The organism is Streptomyces radiopugnans, from assembly GCF_900110735.1.
GTDB lineage: Bacteria > Actinomycetota > Actinomycetes > Streptomycetales > Streptomycetaceae > Streptomyces > Streptomyces radiopugnans.
In genome coordinates this window covers 39,791-57,430 of sequence record NZ_FOET01000013.1, presented here as the reverse complement: position 1 = coordinate 57,430, position 17,640 = coordinate 39,791, and the positions used below count along the sequence as shown (strand labels likewise).

General features: G+C 72.6%; 10 protein-coding genes. 3 read left to right on the top strand and 7 right to left on the bottom strand.

The genetic code is table 11. The features are described 5' to 3' along the window. Positions 1-78: 78 nt before the first annotated feature. Together treS and BMY40_RS20740 are read right to left on the bottom strand one after the other, a co-directional pair. Positions 79-1,776: a maltose alpha-D-glucosyltransferase gene (gene treS / locus BMY40_RS20745; protein ID WP_093661844.1), complete on the bottom strand. Its 1,698-nt coding sequence runs from the start codon at positions 1,774-1,776 to the stop codon at positions 79-81. Further along, on the bottom strand, positions 1,763-3,790 hold the full coding sequence (locus BMY40_RS20740; RefSeq protein ID WP_177214081.1) for an alpha-1,4-glucan--maltose-1-phosphate maltosyltransferase: 2,028 nt from the start codon (positions 3,788-3,790) through the stop codon (positions 1,763-1,765). Before BMY40_RS20740 ends, treS begins: the two co-directional genes overlap by 14 nt. Positions 3,791-4,203: 413 nt before the next feature. On the opposite strand from BMY40_RS20740, the gene glgP reads away from it, so the two are divergent. Continuing rightward, positions 4,204-6,792 (top strand): alpha-glucan family phosphorylase, encoded by a 2,589-nt coding sequence (glgP, locus tag BMY40_RS20735; RefSeq protein WP_093661840.1) that lies wholly within the window; start codon positions 4,204-4,206, stop codon positions 6,790-6,792. A 129-nt stretch (positions 6,793-6,921) separates the two neighbouring features. Here the strand turns inward: glgP and BMY40_RS20730 are convergent, their stop codons facing one another. From BMY40_RS20730 to BMY40_RS20720, 3 genes are all read right to left on the bottom strand, one after another. Beyond that, entirely contained in the window at positions 6,922-8,898 is a 1,977-nt protein-coding gene (locus tag BMY40_RS20730) for a M4 family metallopeptidase (RefSeq protein WP_177214080.1), read from the bottom strand. Between the two features lie 358 nt (positions 8,899-9,256). After that, a complete protein-coding gene (locus tag BMY40_RS20725; RefSeq protein WP_093661837.1) occupies positions 9,257-11,176 on the bottom strand; it encodes an ABC transporter ATP-binding protein in 1,920 nt (639 codons plus the stop codon). Beyond that, entirely contained in the window at positions 11,173-13,068 is a 1,896-nt protein-coding gene (locus tag BMY40_RS20720; RefSeq protein WP_093661835.1) for an ABC transporter ATP-binding protein, read from the bottom strand. The genes BMY40_RS20725 and BMY40_RS20720 overlap by 4 nt, the downstream gene beginning before the upstream one ends. Positions 13,069-13,216: 148 nt before the next feature. Between BMY40_RS20720 and BMY40_RS20715 the strand changes: the two genes are divergently transcribed. After that, entirely contained in the window at positions 13,217-13,525 is a 309-nt protein-coding gene (locus BMY40_RS20715; protein WP_093661833.1) for a hypothetical protein, read from the top strand. A gap of 66 nt (positions 13,526-13,591) precedes the next feature. Here BMY40_RS20715 and BMY40_RS20710 read toward each other — a convergent pair whose 3' ends face one another. Both BMY40_RS20710 and BMY40_RS20705 read right to left on the bottom strand, forming a co-directional pair. Further along, positions 13,592-14,134: an ATP-binding protein gene (locus BMY40_RS20710; protein WP_093661831.1), complete on the bottom strand. Its 543-nt coding sequence runs from the start codon at positions 14,132-14,134 to the stop codon at positions 13,592-13,594. A gap of 216 nt (positions 14,135-14,350) precedes the next feature. Then, the gene (locus BMY40_RS20705; protein ID WP_093661829.1) at positions 14,351-15,118 is read right to left on the bottom strand and encodes an enoyl-CoA hydratase/isomerase family protein; all 768 of its coding nucleotides are present in this window, start codon (positions 15,116-15,118) and stop codon (positions 14,351-14,353) included. A gap of 262 nt (positions 15,119-15,380) precedes the next feature. Between BMY40_RS20705 and glgX the strand changes: the two genes are divergently transcribed. Continuing rightward, the gene (gene glgX, locus BMY40_RS20700; RefSeq protein ID WP_245770216.1) at positions 15,381-17,624 is read left to right on the top strand and encodes a glycogen debranching protein GlgX; all 2,244 of its coding nucleotides are present in this window, start codon (positions 15,381-15,383) and stop codon (positions 17,622-17,624) included. The last annotated feature ends 16 nt before the right edge of the window (positions 17,625-17,640 follow it).

Sequence of the window (17,640 nt, the reverse complement as noted above, 5' to 3'; positions counted from 1 at the left end):
GCCCGCGGCGGCCCGGGCCCAATCCGTGTCCTGGCTTGTTCCCGGGCCGCCGCCGTCCATACCTGCCCTACTCCCGCCTCACGCCTGCTCGCGCAGCCGGAACCAGTAGAAGCCGTGCCCGGCGAGGGTCAGCAGGTACGGCAGCTCCCCGATGGGAGGGAACCGCACCCCGCCGATGAGCTCCACCGGGTGGCGTCCGCTGAAGGCGTTCAGATCCAGCTCGGTCGGCTGCGGGAACCGCGAGAAGTTGTTCACGCACAGCACCAGGTCGTCCCCGTACTCGCGCAGGAAGGCGAGCACCGCCGGGTTGGACGAGGGCAGTTCGGTGTACGTGCCCAGCCCGAAGGCCGGGTTCTGCTTGCGGATCTCGATCATCCGGCGGGTCCAGTGCAGCAGCGACGAGGGGCTGCTCATGGCGGCCTCGACGTTGGTGACCTGGTAGCCGTGGACCGGATCCATGATCGTGGGCAGGAACAGCCGGCCCGGATCGCAGGAGGAGAAGCCCGCGTTGCGGTCGGGCGTCCACTGCATCGGGGTGCGCACCGCGTCCCGGTCGCCCAGCCAGATGTTGTCGCCCATGCCGATCTCGTCGCCGTAGTACAGGATCGGCGAGCCCGGCAGGGACAGCAGCAGGGCGGTGAACAGCTCGATCTGGTTGCGGTCGTTGTCCAGCAGCGGGGCCAGCCGCCGCCGGATGCCGATGTTGGCGCGCATCCGCGGATCCTTGGCGTACTCCGCGTACATGTAGTCGCGCTCCTCGTCGGTGACCATCTCCAGGGTCAGCTCGTCGTGGTTGCGCAGGAAGATGCCCCACTGGCAGCCCGAGGGGATGGCCGGGGTCTTGGCCAGCACCTCGGAGACCGGATAGCGCGACTCGCGCCGCACCGCCATGAAGATGCGCGGCATGACGGGGAAGTGGAACGCCATGTGGCACTCGTCGCCGCCCTTGGAGTAGTCGCCGAAGTAGTCGACGACGTCCTCCGGCCACTGGTTGGCCTCGGCCAGCAGCACGGTGTCGGGGTAGTGGGCGTCGATCTCGGCGCGGACCTTCTTGAGGAATTCGTGGGTCTGCGGGAGGTTCTCGCAGTTGGTGCCCTCCTGCGCGTACAGGTAGGGGACCGCGTCCAGCCGGAACCCGTCGATGCCCAGGTCCAGCCAGAACTTCAGCGCCGAGATCATCTCCTCCTGGACCTGCGGGTTCTCGTAGTTGAGATCCGGCTGGTGGGAGAAGAAGCGGTGCCAGTAGTACTGCTTGCGCACCGGGTCGAACGTCCAGTTGGACGCCTCGGTGTCGACGAAGATGATGCGGGCGTCCGGGTACTGCTTGTCGTCGTCGGCCCACATGTAGTAGTCGCCGTAGGGCCCGTCGGGATCGCGCCGGGACTCCTGGAACCACGGGTGCTGGTCGCTGGTGTGGTTCATGACCATGTCGATGATGATCCGCATGCCGCGCTGGTGTGCGGCGTCCACGAACTCCACGAAGTCGGCGAGGTCGCCGAACTCGGGGAGCACGGAGGTGTAGTCGGCGACGTCGTAGCCGCCGTCCCGCAGCGGGGACTTGAAGAACGGGGGCAGCCAGAGGCAGTCCACGCCCAGCCACTGCAGGTAGTCGAGCCGGGCGGTGAGGCCCTTCAGATCGCCGATGCCGTCGCCGTTGCTGTCCTGGAAGGACCGGACCAGCACTTCATAGAAGACGGCCCTCTTGAACCAATCGGGATCGCGGTCCTTGGCGGGCGTGTCCTCGAACGTGTCGATGACGGGTTCATTGACGGTCATGGTTGGGTGACCCTCCGGTCTGTGGGGACGGTCGCAGGGAGAGGATGTGCGCGGGCGCCGCGGCACGGCCCGGCTCCAGGCGCACATAGTTGTCCCTGCCCCAGTGATAGGTCTCGCCGGTGAGCTCGTCGCGCACCGGAAAAAGGTCGGCGCCACTCGCCTGAGCGGGCGTGAGGCCGAGTTCCGTCAGGTCCAACGAGACCGTGGCCTCGTGGGTGTGGTGGGGATCGAGGTTGACCACCGTGAGAACCGTGTCGGCGTACGGGTGTGCGCAGTGCTTCGAGTAGGCGATGATCGACGGGTTGTCGCTGTGGTGGAAGCGCAGGTTGCGCAGCTCCTGCAGTGCCGGATGGCGGCGGCGCAGCCGGTTCAGTTCGGTGAGGAGCGGGGCGATGGTGGTGCCCGCACGCTCCGCGGCCGCCCAGTCGCGCGGGCGGAGCTGGTACTTCTCCGAGTCAAGGTACTCCTCGCTGCCCGGCCTGACCGGTGTCGACTCGCACAGCTCGTAGCCCGAGTAGACCCCCCAGGTGGGAGAGAGGGTCGCGGCGAGCACCGCACGGATCTCGAAGGCGTGGCGGCCGCCGCTCTGGAGGTACTCGTTGAGGATGTCGGGAGTGTTGACGAAGAAGTTGGGCCTCATGTACGAGGCGGCGTCACCGGAGAGTTCGGTGAGGTACTCGGTCAGCTCGTCCTTGCCGTTGCGCCAGGTGAAGTAGGTGTAGGACTGCTGGAAGCCGATCTTGGCGAGGGTGTGCATCATCGCCGGGCGGGTGAAGGCCTCGGCCAGGAAGACGACGTCGGGATCGGCCCCGTTGATCTCGCCGATCACCTTCTCCCAGAAGACGACCGGCTTGGTGTGCGGGTTGTCCACACGGAAGATCCGCACCCCGTGGGACATCCACATCCGCAGGATCCGCACCGTCTCGGCGACGAGCCCGTCCATGTCCGCGTCGAACGCGATGGGGTAGATGTCCTGGTACTTCTTCGGCGGGTTCTCGGCGTAGGCGATCGTCCCGTCGGGGCGGTGGTGGAACCACTCCGGGTGCTCCTTGACCCAGGGGTGGTCCGGGGAGCACTGCAGCGCGAAGTCCAGGGCCACCTCCATGCGCAGTTCGCGGGCGCGCGCCACGAAGCGGTCGAAGTCCTCGAAGGTGCCCAGGTCCGGGTGGATCGCGTCGTGCCCGCCGGCGGCCGAGCCGATGGCCCATGGGCTGCCCACGTCGTGGGGGCCGGCGGTCAGGGAGTTGTTGGGTCCCTTGCGGAACGATTCGCCGATGGGGTGGATGGGCGGCAGGTAGACCACGTCGAAGCCCATGTCGGCGATCGCGGGCAGCCGCTCGGCGGCCGTGCGCAGGGTGCCGGAGACGGGCGGCTCGCCCTCCCGCACCACCGCGCCCTCCGAGCGGGGGAAGAACTCGTACCAGGAGCCGAACAGCGCCCTCTTCCGCTCCACCAGCAGCGGCAGGGGGCGGGTGGCGGTGACCGGCTCGCGCAGCGGGTGGCGGTCCAGCGCGGACACCACCTCGGGCGCCAGCGCCGCGGCCAGCCGCGCGGCGACCGGGCGGGAGGCGTCGCGCAGGCCCTCCACCGCCTCCAGGACGGCCGCGCGGCCGTCGTCCTCGGGCACTCCCGCGGCGGCCCGCTCGTGCAGCAGCGCACCCTCGGTGAGGGTCAGCTCGGCGTCGATCCCCGCCGGGACCTTGATCCTCGCGTTGTGCCGCCAGGTGCCGACCGGGTCGCCCCACGCCTCGACGGTGTAGGACCAGCGGCCCTCCGCGCCGGGGGTGACGTCGGCGCCCCAGCGGTCGGTGCCCGGCACCAGTTCCCGCATCGGGGTCCACGGGCCCGGGTTCCCGCTCGGGTCGCGCAGGACGACGTTCGCGCCGACCGCGTCGTGGCCTTCGCGGAAGACCGTGGCCGAGACCCGGAAGGTCTCGCCTGCCACGGCCTTCGCCGGGCGGCGCCCGCAGTCGACGAGCGGATGGACGTCCAGTACGGGGATGCGACCGATCATTGGATCACCTGGTGGCGTTACGGATGGTTTTGTTCTTTCTATCTGTTCCACAGACCGTTGACGGGCCGGGGGCATGGCCGCTCCTGTCCGCTTTCACTCGGCTGGCGTGACGGTTGTTCCGGGAGAACCCGGGAAGGGCGGTAGGAGGAGAGACTGCCCGCCCGGGCGGGGCGGGCATCCGCCTCAACGTGAACTACTCGTAAGCAAACGCGCCCAATCTGACCGTTCCCGCCACGGGCCGGGAAACTCCTTCCGTCTTCGCGCCGGTGGCGGCACCCGGTGCCAGGCGGCGGACCGGGGAGGGGCGGTGCGCGGGCGCACGACGAGTGCGCGCATATGCGCCTATGGAGCCGTTGGGGACGTGATTCCCGGTTACAGGGCGAAAAGGGGTGAGATCCGGCTACCGTCGAGGTGTGAAGGCCATTCGTCGATTCTCTGTACGTCCCGTCCTTCCGGAACCCCTACGACCGCTCAGCGACCTGGCGCACAACCTGCGCTGGTCCTGGCACCCCGAGACCAGAGAGCTCTTCCGCGGCGCCGACCCCGACGGCTGGGGGGCGTCCGGCGGCGATCCGGTGCGGACACTGGGCACCCTGTCCGCCCGGAGGCTGGAGGAGCTGGCCCACGACCGCGACTTCCTGGAGCGGCTGTCCGCCGCCGCGGGGGATCTGCGGGAGTACCTGACCGAGCCGCGCTGGTACCAGCGCGCGGAGGGCGAACTGCCCGCCGCCGTCGCCTACTTCTCCCCCGAGTTCGGCATCACCGCGGCCCTGCCCCAGTACTCCGGCGGGCTCGGCATCCTCGCCGGGGACCACCTCAAGGCCGCCAGCGACCTCGGCGTCCCGCTGATCGGGGTGGGCCTGCTGTACCGCCACGGCTACTTCCGCCAGAGCCTGTCGCGCGACGGCTGGCAGCAGGAGCACTACCCCGTCCTGGACCCCAACGAGCTGCCGCTGGAACCGCTGCGCGAGCCGGACGGCGCAACGGTCCGCGTGGACCTGCGGCTGCCCGGCGGACGCACCCTGCGCGCCCACGTCTGGCAGGCCCGCGTCGGCCGCGTCCCCCTGCTGCTGCTCGACTCCGACGTGGAGGAGAACGCCCCGCGCGAACGTGACGTCACCGACCGGCTCTACGGCGGCGGCAGCGAGCACCGGCTGCTCCAGGAGATGCTGCTGGGCATCGGCGGGGTGCGGGCGGTGCGCGCGTACTGCCGCGTCACCGGCCACCCCGCGCCCGAGGTGTTCCACACCAACGAGGGGCACGCCGGTTTCCTCGGCCTGGAGCGCATCCGGGAGATGAGCGGTAAGGGCGTCCCCTTCGACACCGCACTGGAGGCCGTGCGCGCCGGGACGGTGTTCACCACCCACACCCCCGTCCCCGCCGGCATCGACCGCTTCGACCGCGCTCTGGTCGCCCGCCATCTCGGCGACGACGGCGAGTTGCCGGGGGTGGACGTGGAGCAGGTGCTGCGGCTGGGCACCGAGACCTACCCCGGCGGTGACCCGGGGCTGTTCAACATGGCCGTGATGGGCCTTCGGCTCGCCCAGCGCGCCAACGGCGTCTCCACGCTGCACGGCTCGGTCAGCCGGGAGATGTTCGCCGGGCTGTGGCCGGGCTTCGACGCCGCCGAGGTGCCCATCACCTCCATCACCAACGGTGTGCACGCCCCCACCTGGACCGCCGACGAGATGCGGGCGCTGCCCGCCGACGCCGGCGGTGCCGGGCTGTGGCAGGTCCGCCGCACCCTGCGCGAGCAGCTCGTGCACGAGGTGCGGCGGCGCCTGCGCGCCTCCTGGCGGCAGCGCGGCGCCTCGGACGCCGAACTCGGCTGGATCGACGGCGTCCTGGACCCGGACGTGCTCACCGTCGGCTTCGCCCGCCGCGTCCCGTCCTACAAGCGGCTGACGCTGATGCTGCGCGACCGCGAGCGGCTCACAGAGCTGCTGCTGCACCCCACCCGGCCCGTCCAGCTCGTCGTCGCGGGCAAGGCGCACCCGGCCGACGACGGCGGCAAGCGGCTGATCCAGGAGCTGGTGAGGTTCGCCGACGACCCCCGGGTGCGCCACCGGATCGTCTTCCTGCCCGACTACGGCATGGCCATGGCGCAGAAGCTCTACACCGGCTGCGACGTCTGGCTGAACAACCCGCTGCGCCCGCTGGAGGCGTGCGGGACCTCCGGGATGAAGGCGGCGCTCAACGGCTGCCTCAACCTCTCGGTGCGGGACGGCTGGTGGGAGGAGTGGTACGAGCCGGACTTCGGCTGGGCCATCCCGACCGCCGACGGCGGCGGCCCCGGCGCCGCGCACGAGAGCGCGCAGGACCGCGAGCGGCGCGACGACATAGAGGCCGTGGCGCTCTACGAACTGCTCCGCGAGCATGTGGCGCCGTGCTTCTACGATCGCGGACCGGCCGGTGACGGGCTGCCCGAGCGGTGGATCGAGATGGTCCGCCAGACCCGGGAGCGGCTCGGGCCGAAGGTGCTCGCCGACCGGATGGTGCGCGAGTACACCGAGCGGCTGTACACCCCCGCCGCCCACGCCCACCGGGCGCTGGAGGCCGACGCCGGCGCCGCCGGGCGGCTGGCGGAGTGGAAGGCACGGGTGCGCGCGGGCTGGCCGCGCGTGGCGGTCGACCATGTGGAGTCGGTCTGCGAGTCCGTCGAGCTGGGCGGTTCGCTGTCGCTGCGGGTGCGGGTGGCCCTGGGCGGCCTGGAACCGGGCGACGTGGAGGTGCAGGCGGTCGCCGGTCGGGTGGACGAGTCGGACTCCATCGCGGGCGACGACGCCGTGCGCGTACCGCTCAAGCCCTCCGGCGGGCCGGAGGAGGACGGGAGCTGGCTGTACGAGGGCCCGTTGGCGCTGGACCGCACCGGGCCGTTCGGCTACACCGTCCGCGTCCTGCCGTCCCACCCGCTGCTGGCGAGCCCGGCCGAGATGGGCCTGGTGACCCTGCCGCCGGACGACCTCGGCGCCCGGGAGGCCGCCGGGGTGCTGCTGCGCTGAGCCGGCCGGGACACGGGGGAAGGGGAGCCGCGCCGATGGCGCGGCTCCCCTTCCGTCCGCTTACCCCCCGCGTTCACCGGCCCGGAGGGCGGGCCGGGACGCGGGGCGGACCGTGGACCGGGACGCGGATCAGAACGTCAGCTTCCAGCTGTTGATGTGGCCGGAGTCGGTGCGGTAGACGTCCTGGACGCGCAGCTTCCAGGTGCCGGAGGCCGCCTCGGAGGAGGCGTTGACCGTGTAGGAGGCCCGGACGTCGTCGCCCGAGTCCCAGGAGCTGTTCTTCAGCCGGTAGGTGCTCCCGTCCGGGGCCACCAGGTCGATGACGAGGTCGCCGCGGTAGGTGTGGACGATGTCCACGTCCACTTTCAGGGTGCTGGGCGCGCTGCCGGACCTGTTCACCGTGATCGAAGACTCCACGGTGCCCGGGTCCGGGATGGCGTGGTCGTCGGTGTTCTCGAAGACGTTGTCGCCGGGCGGCTGCTCGTTGCCGCCGTCGTCGGGCCGGGAGCCGACGTTGACCGCGGCCCAGGCGTGGGCCACCGCCTTGTGCTGGACGCTGTCCGTGCCGAACAGGTCGGCCGCGGCGGAGAGGGTGGCGGTGCGGGCGCCGGCGTAGTTGGTCGTCGACGTCATCTTCTCGGTGAGCGCCTTGAACCAGATCTTCTCGGCGGCCGCGATCCCGATGCCGGTCACCGGCTTGCCGTCGGAGGTCGGCGAGTCGTAGGCGACGCCGTTGATGGTCTTGGCGCCGCTGCCCTCGCTGAGCAGGTAGAAGAAGTGGTTGGCCGGGCCCGAGGAGTAGTGGACGTCCACGCTGCCGATGCCGGAGTACCAGTAGTCCTTGGAGTTGCCGTCCCGGCTGGGCTTGTCCATGTAGCGCAGCGGGGTGCCGTTGCCGCGGATGTCGATCTTCTCGCCGACGAGGTAGTCGCCGACGTCCGAGCCGTTGTTCGCCCTGAACTCCACGGCGGCGGCGAAGATGTCGGAGGTCGCCTCGTTCAGGCCGCCGGACTCGCCGCTGTAGCGCAGCCCCGCGGTGTTGGAGGTCAGACCGTGGGTCATCTCGTGGGCGGCGACGTCGATGGAGGTGAGCGGCTTGGCGTTGTTCGCGCCGTCGCCGTAGGTCATGCAGAAGCAGGAGTCCGTCCAGAACGCGTTGACGTAGGCGTTGCCGTAGTGCACGCGGCTGTAGGGGGCCTTGCCGTCGTTGCGGATGCCGTTTCGGCCGTGGACGTTCTTGTAGTAGTCCCAGGTCAGGGCCGCGCCGTAGTGGGCGTCCACGCCGGCGGTCTGACGGTTGGACGGCGAGCCGTTGCCCCAGAGGTCGTCGGCGTCGGAGAACAGCGTGCCGGTGCCGGAGGAGCCGCCGTTCAGGTCGTAGGTCCGGTGGTTGCCGCGGCCCGCGTCGGTCATGGTGTACGAGCCGCCGGATCCGCTGGTGCCCAGGGCGACCCGGCCGCTGTACATGCTCTCGCCGGTGCCGGTGTGCACGCCCTCCCACTCGGCCAGCTTCTCGCCGGTGGCCGCGTCGGTGACGATGTGCAGCTCGCTGGGGGTGCCGTCCTCCTGGGTGCCGCCGACCACGCGCTCCCAGGCGAGCACGGGCTCGCCGTCGGCGGCCCAGACCACCTTGCGGGGGGCGCTGCTGCCCTCGGCCGCGGCCTTCGCGGGCTTCTTCGAGGCCGGGGCGGTGGTGGTGGGGACGGCGATCTTCGCCGTGGTGGCCTTGGCGACCTCGGCTATCGCACCGCCGGGCGACTCCTCGACGACCAGGTCGCCGCCGAGCACGGGCAGCCCGTCGTAGGTGCGCTCGTAACGGGTGTGGACGGTGCCGTCGGCGTTCTTGACGACATCGCGGACGACGAGCCTCTCCTTGGTGCCCAGGCCGAGGGCCCTGGCGGTGGCGGGGCCGTCGGCCTCCGCGTCGCGGAGCAGCTCGGCCCGCTGGGAGGGCGAGAGCTTGACCGAGAGGGCGCCGGGATCGGGCTTGGCCTGGGGCGCGGCGGTGGAGACCTGTGCCTGGAGGCCGACGGCCAGGAGAGCCGAGGCGGCGACGAGGGCGCCGGTGGCGGTGGCACGTCTGCGGGGGGTGGATCTGCCTGTCACGCTGAACTCCTCGCTGGAGAGCGGTGTGGAGACGGAGATGGTGCGCCTGCGGGTGTGGGGCCCGTGGGGGGAGGCGGCCGTGCACAGCGTGGAGAGAGTGACACCGAAACGGTGGTGATGACAGGGTCAGGTCAAGAAAATGGCCGGAATCTGTCCGCTGTCGGAAAATCGCTGTCCGATGACCGAACATGAGGGAAACGGCGGCGAAACCGGGCCGTCATCGGCCGCTGCCAGGCTGACGGAGGTCGGGTGCGGGGGTGTCCCCTCCGGCGGATGCGGCCCGCCGGAGGGGACACCGTCAGGCATCCCGTCAGACATCCCGTCAGGCTGGGCCGCCCGGGGTCCGCCGGACGGCCCGTCAGGCCAGGCTGTCGCGCCAGGCGCGGTGGAGCCCGGCGAAGCGGCCGTCGCCCGCGATGAGATCGGCCGGCGAGCCGTCCTCGACGATGCGCCCCGCGTCCATGACCAGCACCCGGTCGGCGATCTCCACCGTCGACAGCCGGTGGGCGATCACCACGGCGGTGCGCCCGCGCAGCACCGTGTCCATGGCCCGCTGGACGGCGCGCTCACCGGGAATGTCCAGGGAGGAGGTCGCCTCGTCCAGGATGAGCACGGCCGGATCGGCCAGCAGCGCCCGGGCGAAGGCGACCAACTGGCGCTGCCCGGCGGAGATCCGGCCGCCGCGCTTGCGCACGTCGGTGTCGTACCCCTCGGGGAGGGCGGCGATGAAGTCGTGGGCGCCGATCGCCCGCGCCGCCCGCTCGATCTCCTCCCGGGTCGCCTCCGGGCGGCCGATCGCGATGTTGTCGGCGACCGTGCCCGAGAACAGGAACGCCTCCTGGGTCACCATGACGACCCCGCGCCGCAGTTCGGGGGTGGCCAGCTCCCGCAGATCGGTGCCGTCCAGCAGGACCCGGCCCGCCGTGGGGTCGTAGAAGCGCGCCAGCAGCTTGGCGAGAGTGGACTTGCCCGCGCCGGTGGAACCGACCACCGCGACCGTCTGCCCGGCCGGGATCTCCAGGTCGAAGCGGGGCAGCACCTCACCGCCCGTGCGGTAGGCGAAGCGCACCCCCTCGAAGACCACGGCACGGCCCGGGCGCCCGCCGGCCGGCCGCGGCAGCCGCCGGGGGCGCTCCGGCTCGGGGACGCCGGGCGCCTGGGCGAGCAGCCCGGCGATCTTCTCCAGCGAGGCCGCCGCGGCCTGGTAGGAGTTGAGGAACATCCCCAGCCGGTCGATCGGGTCGTACAGCCGCCGCAGGTACAGCGCCGCCGCGGCCAGCACGCCCAGCTCCAGAGAGCCGGACGCCACCCGGTACGCGCCCCACAGCACGATGGCGGCGAGCGCGGTGTTGGCCACCAGCCGGGAGGAGACCACATAGCGGGCCATCTCCAGGATGGCGTCCCCGTTGAACCGCAGATGCCGGTCGTTGAGACGGCCGAACTCCGCCTCGCCCGCCCGCTCGCGGCGGAACGCCTGCACAGGGCGGATGCCGTTCATCGTCTCCACGAACTTCACGATCATCGCCGCGGTGGCCGTGGACTTCCTGCGGTAGACCCGCATCGAGCGGCGCCGGAAGTTCCGCACGATCAGCAGGAGCGGGACGAAGGAGAGCAGGGCCGCGCCGCCCAGGCCGAGGTCGAGCCAGAGCAGCACCGAGCAGATGTAGACCACCGACAGGATCACGCCCAGCAGCTCCTGCAGGCCCTCGTCGAGCAGTTCGCGCAGCGCTTCGACGTCGGTGGTGGCGCGGGAGATCAGCCGCCCGGAGGTGTAGCGGTCGTGGAAGTCCACGCTGAGGACCTGGGCGTGCCGGTAGATCCGGCCGCGCAGTTCCAGCAGCACGCTCTGGTTGACCCGGGCGGCGGCGCGGACGAAGGCGTATTGCAGACCGCCCGAGGACAGCGCGCACACCGCGTACCCCGCCGCGACGGCGGCCAGCGGCCCGCCGTCGCCGGCGCGCAGGGCGGGCACCGCCCGGTCGATGGCGTACGCGACCAGCAGCGGCCCGGCCTGTACGGCAGCTTGCTGGAGCAGCAGCAGGAGGGCGGCCACCGCGACCCGCGGCCGGAGCGGGCGCAGCAGCGAGCCGAGCAGCCGGAGCGAGGCGCCCTTCGGCGCGGGCAGCACATCGCGGTCGAAGGCGTCGGACGCCTCGGGCCGCTCGGATTCCTCCGGCGGTCCGGGCGGTCCGGGTGGCCCGGGCGGTGCTGCCTTCGCGTCCCGTGATTCCCGCGCGTCCCCGTCTCCGGGGGGCGGTTCGGTGACGGTGGCGGTCATCGCTCCTCCTCGCACTGCCCGTGCTGCTCGCCGGACATCAGATGGCGGTACTCCGCGCTGGAGCGCAGCAGTTCGGCATGGGTGCCGACGGCGGCGATCCGGCCCCGCGACAGCAGCGCGACCCGGTCGGCCAGCAGCACCGTGGACGGCCGGTGCGCCACCACCAGGGCGGTGGTGCCGGCCAGCACCTCGCGCAGGGCGGCCTCCACCAGCGCCTCGGTGTGGACGTCGAGCGCGGACAGCGGATCGTCCAGCACCAGGAAGCGGGGACGGCCCACGACGGCGCGCGCCAGCGCCAGCCGCTGGCGCTGCCCGCCGGACAGGCTCAGCCCCTGCTCGCCGACCTGGGTCTCCGGCCCCCGCGGCAGCGCCGCGGTGAACTCCTCGGCCTGGGCGACCCGCAGAGCACGGGCCAGATCCCCCTCCGCCGGATCCCCCGCCGCACCCATCAGCACGTTCTCGCGCACGGAGGCGGAGAAGAGCGTGGCCTCCTCGAAGGCGACGGAGACCAGCGAGCGCAGCTCCTCGCGGGACATCGCCGCGATGTCCCGGCCGTCGAGGGTGATCCGGCCGGAGGTCGCCTCGTACAGCCGGGGGATCAGGGCCGTGAGCGTGGTCTTGCCGCTGCCGGTGGCACCGACCAGGGCCATGGTCTCGCCGGAGCGGATGTGCAGGTCGACGCCGTCCAGGACGGGCGGGGCGTCCGGGGAGGAGTCCGGGTGGCGGAAGACCACCCGCTCGAAGCGCAGACCGTCCCGCGCGGCCTCCGTCTCCCCGCGCGGGTCGGGGGCGGGGCGCCCGGCGGCGAGGGTGTCCGGCGGAACCGGCTCGTCCAGCACCTCGAAGTAGCGGTCGGCCGCCGTCGCCGACTCGTTGCTCATGGCGATCAGGAAGCCGAGGGACTCCACCGGCCAGCGCAGTGCCAGGGCCGTGGTGAGGAAGGCGACCAGGGTGCCCGCCGACAGCTCGCCGTCGGCCACCTGGATCGTGCCCCACACCAGGGTCGCGCCGATGGCCAGTTCCGGCAGCGCCGTGACGGCCGCCCAGATGCCCCCCAGCAGCCGCGCCTTGCGCAGCTCGGTGTCCAGCAGCCGCCGCGAGAGCTCGCGGAAGGCACGGGCCTGGCTGCGGTGGCGGCCGAAGCCCTTGATGATCCGGATGCCGAGCACGGCCTCCTCCACGACCGTGGTCAGATCGCCGATCTGGTCCTGCGCCCGGCGGGCCTGGAGGGAGAACCTCGTCTCGAAGACCGAGCAGAACACCACCAGCGGCGCCACCGGGGCCAGCAGCACCAGCCCCAGCGTCCACTCCTGGGACAGCAGCACGGCGAAGCCGACGACGATGGTGGTGCCGTTCACCAGCAGGAAGGTGAGCGGGAACGCCAGGAACAGGCGGATCAGATGCAGGTCGCCCGTGGCGCGCGACAGCAGCTGCCCGCTCGCCCAGCGGTCGTGGAAGGCGACCGGCAGCCGCTGCAGGTGCCGGAACAGGGCGGCGCGCATCGACGCCTCCACCCCGGCCAGCGGACGGGCCACCAGCCAGCGCCGCAGCCCGAACAGCGCGGCCTCCAGCACGCCGACGGCCAGCAGCAGGGTGCCGCCCAGCCACACCCCGCCCGTGTCGCGGGCGGCGATCGGCCCGTCCACCATCCACTTCAGGATCAGGGGGATGACCAGGCCCAGGCAGGAGGCGAGGATCGCGACGAACGCCGCCGTGAACAGCCGGGCCCGCACCGGGCGGACGAAGGGCCACAGCCTCAGCAGCGAGCGTACGGCGGAACGGTTCCGCTCCCCGGCGGGTGCCGCGGGACCGGAGGGCGCACCGAGGCCGGGGCCGCCGGGCTCGGGGTGCGGGGGATCGGGACGCGGTGGACTGGCGGCGGTGGCAGACATCACGAGTGAGACTACGTTTCACCACTGACAGGACACACTCGGTTTTCCGCCGTAGGACTGACGACCGAGCCCGCCTCGTTCCGCGAGCCCTGGGGCGCGATCCCCGGGCCGCGGGCGGCTGTCGGTGCGGGCCCCTACGCTGCCCGGTATGAGTCAGGCAGAGCTACGAGAGCTGCGGGCCGCGCTGCACACCGCGTCCGACATCGTCTTCACGCTGGACGGCGAGCCCTCGGCGGAGCAGGCGGACCAGCTGGCGGACGCGCTGCGCCGGGCGCTGGACGCGGCCCGGGCGCTGGGGGAGGACCGCGGCGGCACGGGCTGCCGCGAGCATCCGCGCGGAGCGGTCGATCCGCTGTACGGGGACAAGGACGATCCGCTGCCGCCGGGCTGGGGGCGGTGCCTGCTGTGCAACGACCGGCGGCGCCGGGCGGGCGCGCGGCGGTACGCAGGGCGCTGAGGCGGGCGCGGGCCGGGACGGCCGGACGCGGCGGAGGCGGGCGGGGGTGCGTGGGACCGGCGCCGGTCAGGGCTCCTCGGCCCGCAGCTCGAACCAGGTCGTCTTGCCCAGCGGCAGCAGGTCCACGCCCCAGCGGTCGGAGAGGTGGTCCACCAGGAACAGCCCGCGCCCGCTGACGTCGAGTTCGTGGACGGGCAGCAGGCAGGGCAGTCCGCGCGAGGGATCGCGCACCTCCACGCGGATCCGGCCGCGCTGCCGCCGCAGCCGCAGCCCGAGGGACTGGGCCCCGGTGTGCCGTACGGCGTTGCCGACCAGTTCGGAGACGAGCAGCACGGTGTCCTCGGCGAGGGCCTCGGGCAGTCCCCAGCGGGTCAGCAGGACGGAGCGGACGAGGCGGCGCGCGGTGCGCGCGGACTCGGGGCGGTTGGGCAGCCGTACCTCCGCGGCGGCCGGGTCGCCGAACGCGGCCGTATCGGCGGACTCGGCCGGCTCGTCGAGTGAGCCGTTCCCGTCGAACGGGCCGGTCCCGCCCAGTCCGTCGCCGGGGATCGCGGGGGCCGGTTCCTCCCCCGGTGCCGATGCCGTGCGCGCCGTGTTCACTCCCGCCATGGGCCCATCATGGCCGCGAAACGGCCGTTCCGCGGCCGTACAGCGCGAATTCCCTTCCGGCGGCGGGCCGTTGGGGGCTCGCCGTGCCTTCTGCGCACCGGTCGTGTGCGCCGGGGCGGGGCGCGGAACGGCTCACGCGCCGTTCCGCGCCCCCGTGCTCCGCCCGGTTCCTGCGGGTCGGCGGACCGGTGAGCCGACCCGCCCACCGGCCGGGCGTCAGCGGAACTTCGCCTTGCCCGGCCCCTCCTCGACGAAGCTGCGCATGCCGGTCTCACGGTCCTCGGTGGCGAAGAGTCCGGCGAACCAGGTGCGCTCGATCGCCAGCCCGGTGTCGATGTCCGCCTCCAGCCCGGCGTCGACGCACTCCTTGGCGGCGCGCAGGGCGATCGCCGGACCGGCGGCCAGCCTCGCCGCCCAGGCGTGCGCCTGCTCGTAGACCTCGGCCGCGGGCACGACCTTGTCCACCAGGCCGATGGCCAGGGCCTCGTCCGCCTTCACCTGGCGGCCGGTGAAGATCAGGTCCTTGGCCCTGGAGGGGCCGACCAGCCGGGACAGCCGCTGGGTGCCGCCGGCGCCGGGGATCAGCCCCAGCAGGATCTCGGGCTGCCCGAGCTTGGCGTTGTCGGCGGCGATCCGGATGTCGGCGCACAGCGCCAGCTCGCAGCCGCCGCCCAGCGCGTAGCCCGTCACCGCGGCCACCACCGGCTTGGGGATGCGGGCCACGGCGGTGAAGGAGTCCTGCAGGCCCCGGGACCTGGCGACCATGGCCGCGTGGTCCATCTCCCGCATCTCCTTGATGTCCGCGCCCGCCGCGAACACCTTCTCCCCGCCGTAGATCACCACGGCCCGTACGTCGTCGCGGTGCGTCGCCTCCTCGGCCAGCTCGCGCAGCCGGTCCTGGGTGGCGATGTCCAGCGCGTTCATGGGGGGACGGTTCAGTCGGATGGTGCCGACGCCCTCGGCGACCTCAAGAGTCACAGTCATGGGGGCAGGTTAGCCCCCGTTAACGCCGCGCGGTCCGCCGCCTCCCGGCCTTGCCGGCCCCCGGCGGGCACGGGCCGGTCCCGCCTCGCCCTCACCCGGCCGGAGCAGGGGGATGGAAAGAAGACGATCACACGGGTGAGGCGGACGGCCCCAACGGGAACACTCCTGCCAGACCCGGGCACCGGACCCGCGCGGCAGGGACGCCGTACGGGCCCCGAATCCGCCCCCGCCGCGAGCCGCCGGAGGCCACGAAGTGTCGGACGTGTCGAGCGCACCCGAACAGCAGACGCGCCGGGGGTCCCGGTACACCGGGCCCCCCGCGGCCCCTGCGGACGCCCCCGCCCTCCGGCCCGGCAGCCCCCAGCCGCTGGGAGCCCGCCACCACATCGGCCCGGACGGGGTGGCGGGCACCAACTTCGCGCTGTGGTCGGCCGGCGCCGAGGCCGTCGAGGTCTGCCTCTTCGACGACGACGGCAACGAGACCCGGTACCCGCTGACGGAGCACACCCAGGAGATCTGGCACGGTTTCGTCCCCGGCGTCGGCCCCGGGCAGCTCTACGGCTACCGGGTGCACGGCCGCTGGGACCCGTGGACGGGCGCCCGCTGGAACCCGGCCAAGCTGCTGCTGGACCCGTACGCCCGCGCGGTGGACGGCGACTACCTCCTGCCGCCGGAGGTCTACGGCCACGTGCGCGACTGGCCGCAGCGGCACCTGGCCGACACCGTGCGCGACGAGAGGGACTCGGCGCCGTACGTGCCCAAGGGCGTCGTCGTCGACTCGGCCCTCGGCGCGGGGCCGGGAGGCGAGGACGAGTGGGTCGACGACCGCCGCCCCAAGACCCCCTGGGCCGACTCGGTCATCTACGAGCTGCACGTACGCGGCTTCACCATGCGCCACCCCGGCATCCCGCCCGAGCTGCGCGGCACCTACGCCGGGCTCGCGCACCCGGCCGCGGTCGAGCACCTGGTGAAACTGGGCGTGACGGCGGTGGAGCTGCTGCCGGTGCACCAGTTCGCGCACGAGGACCACCTGCTCCGCCGCGGCCTGCGCAACTACTGGGGCTACAACTCCATCGGCTACTTCGCGCCGCACGCCGCGTACGCCGCCACCGGAACGCGCGGCCGGCAGGTGGGGGAGTTCCGGGAGATGGTCCGGGCGCTGCACGCCGCCGGGATCGAGGTCATCCTCGACGTGGTCTACAACCACACCGCCGAGGGCAGCGAGCTGGGACCGACCCTCTCCCTGCGCGGCATCGACAACCGCGGCTACTACCGGCTGGCCGACGACCCGCGCCACTACGCCGACTACACCGGCTGCGGGAACACCCTGCACGTCGTCCAGCCCCAGGTGCTGCGGCTGATCACCGACTCGCTGCGCTACTGGGTGCAGGAGATGGGCGTGGACGGCTTCCGCTTCGACCTGGCCGCGGCGCTGGCCCGCTCCATGCACGACGTGGACATGCTCTCCCCCTTCCTCGCGGTCATCGCCCAGGACCCGGTGCTGCGCCGGGTGAAGCTGATCGCCGAGCCCTGGGACGTGGGCGCGGGCGGCTACCAGGTGGGCGCCTTCCCACCGCTGTGGACGGAGTGGAACGACCGCTACCGCGACACCGTCCGCGACTTCTGGCGCGGCGCCCTGCCGGACGTGCGGGACCTGGGCTACCGGCTGTCGGGCTCCAGCGACCTGTACGCCTGGGGCGGGCGGCGGCCGTACGCCTCGGTCAACTTCGTCACCGCCCACGACGGCTTCACCCTGCGCGACCTGGTGAGCTACGAGCGCAAGCACAACGAGGCCAACGGCGAGGACAACCGCGACGGCACCGACGACAACCGCTCCTGGAACTGCGGAGTGGAGGGGGAGACCGGCGACGAGGCGGTCCTGGCACTGCGGCGGCGCCAGCTGCGCAACCTGCTGTCCACCCTGCTGCTGTCCACCGGCGTGCCGATGTTGGTGGCGGGCGACGAGATGGGCCGCACCCAGGGCGGCAACAACAACGCCTACTGCCAGGACAACGAGATCGGCTGGGTGGACTGGTCGCTGCTGGAGGAGCCCGCCTGGCGCGAGCTGTACGACCTGGCCTCGCGGCTGATCGCGCTGCGCCGTTCCCACCCGGTCCTGCGGCGCAAGGCCTTCTTCTCCGGGCGCGCGCACGGACCGGAGGGACTGCGGGACCTGGCCTGGTTCACCGGGAGCGGTCAGGAGATGAGCGAGCCCGACTGGTACGCGCCCGGTGCCACGCTGGGCATGTACCTGTCCGGCAGGGACATCCCGCAGCGCGACGAGCTGGGCGGCCCGGTCGTCGACGACAGCTTCCTGGTCGTCCTCCACGCCGGACACGAGGACGGAGGCTTCAGGCTGCCGGGGCCGCCGTGGGGGCAGGCGTACGAGCTGCTGGTGGACACCGCGCGGGAGGAGCAGCGGGAGGAGCCGGGCACGGTCCACCCGGCGGGCGAGACGGCCGCGCTCCCGGCGCGCTCGGTGCTGGTGTGGCGTGTGCTGCCCTGAGATGCGCCAGTGGCTC